1 protein-coding gene is annotated in these 931 nt (G+C 72.0%); it reads left to right on the plus strand.

Annotated features, from left to right (window positions below; all coding sequences use genetic code 11):
• Window positions 1-72: 72 nt before the first annotated feature.
• The coding region (locus DBR34_RS03995; RefSeq protein ID WP_128095811.1) for a lauroyl acyltransferase at window positions 73-931 on the plus strand (859 nt) is incomplete at its 3' end.

Consider the following 931-nt stretch of genomic DNA (forward strand, 5'->3'; position numbering starts at 1 on the left):
GGGTGGGGGGCCGGCTACCTTAACGCGCCTGCCGGTCCACGCCGATTGTCCCAGCAGCTAGACTTCCCCGTGATGAAACCGCATACCACCGCCCGCCTGGCCTACCGTGCCGCCGCCCTGTTCACCCGTCTGCCCTGGTCCTGGCTGCGCGGCGTCGCCCGTGCACTGGCGTGGCTGTGGATCGCGCTCAATGCCCGCGAGAGCCGGGTGACCCGGCGCAACCTGGAACTGGCCTTCCCCGAACTGACCGACGCCCAGCGGGTGCAGATGCACCGCGAGGTGCTGCGCTCCACGGCGCTGCAGGCGCTGGAAACCCTGCGGCTGTGGACTCGCCCGCGTGAGCAGAACCTGGCCTGCCTGGTCGAGCGCCACGGCGAGGCGCTGTACGACGCGGCGCTGGCCGCCGGCAAGGGCGTGATCGTGGCCGCCCCCCACCATGGCAACTGGGAGCTGCTGAACCAGTGGCTGGCCTCGCGCGGGCCGATCGCCATCGTTTACAAGGCTCCCGACGAAGCCGTGGGCGATGCCTTCCTGCAGCTGGTGCGTGGCGGCGACAACGTGCAGCAGGTGCGGGCCGAGGGCCCGGCGGTGCGCCAGCTGTTCAAGGTGCTCAAGGACGGCGGCGCCACCGGCATCCTGCCCGACCAGCAGCCCAAGGCCGGCGACGGCGTGTTCGCCCCGTTCTTCGGGGTGGAGGCGCTGACCATGACCCTGGTCAACCGGCTGGCTGAACGGACCGGGGCCACCGTGCTGTACGGCTGGTGCGAGCGCGTCGGGCCGGGCATGCAGTTCGCCCTGCACGTCGAGCCGGCCGATCCGGCCGTGGCCGACCCGGACCCGCGCACGGCGGCAACCGCCCTCAACGCCGGGCTGGAGCGGATCGCCCGGCGCGACCCCACCCAGTACCAGTGGACCTACAAGCGCTACACAC

It is taken from the genome of Stenotrophomonas sp. HMWF003 (genome assembly GCF_003061285.1).
GTDB lineage: Bacteria > Pseudomonadota > Gammaproteobacteria > Xanthomonadales > Xanthomonadaceae > Stenotrophomonas > Stenotrophomonas maltophilia_AP.